The organism is Vibrio sp. M260118 (assembly GCF_036533755.1).
Classification (GTDB): Bacteria; Pseudomonadota; Gammaproteobacteria; order Enterobacterales; family Vibrionaceae; genus Vibrio.
On the sequence record NZ_JATABG010000714.1, the window covers coordinates 1 to 477 of the forward strand.

Consider the following 477-nt stretch of genomic DNA (forward strand, 5'->3'; position numbering starts at 1 on the left):
ATTTTATAGTTTTCCAACTGGCTACATAAAGTACAATTATCGCTTACATATGAAACTGTTACGATTTCCGTGCGGTAGAACACTTTTTGTAGGCGCGTTTGAACAAAAACCCACCAAGTGAGCTTTATATCACTAGGTTTAATGGCATTTACTAGCAGTATGATGACTTGATTATGGTACTATCCGCCCCAATTTATCAGATCAACTAGGCTCTTCCCCAATTCAGAGCCAAAGTAGAGCTTTACTTAATCTCTACTTACACCAAAACACAAAGAGAATTGTCATGACATTCGATTTACAAATGATCCCTCAAACATTCGACATGCTTCATGCTGGCCTTACTGCGTCTAGCGTGCTGCTACTTCTTATCGCTGTTTCTCGCAAATCAAAAGTGGTTGAGAAAGTGGTAGAAAGACCGGTTGAAAAAATCGTTGAAGTAGAAAAGCCAGTAGAAAAGATCGTTGAAGTGGAGAAAGT

1 pseudogene is annotated in these 477 nt (G+C 39.0%); it reads left to right on the forward strand.

The window, feature by feature from the left end:
• Positions 1-283 precede the first annotated feature (283 nt).
• A pseudogene (locus QTO00_RS20795) lies at positions 284-477 on the forward strand (DUF2760 domain-containing protein); the annotation flags it as partial.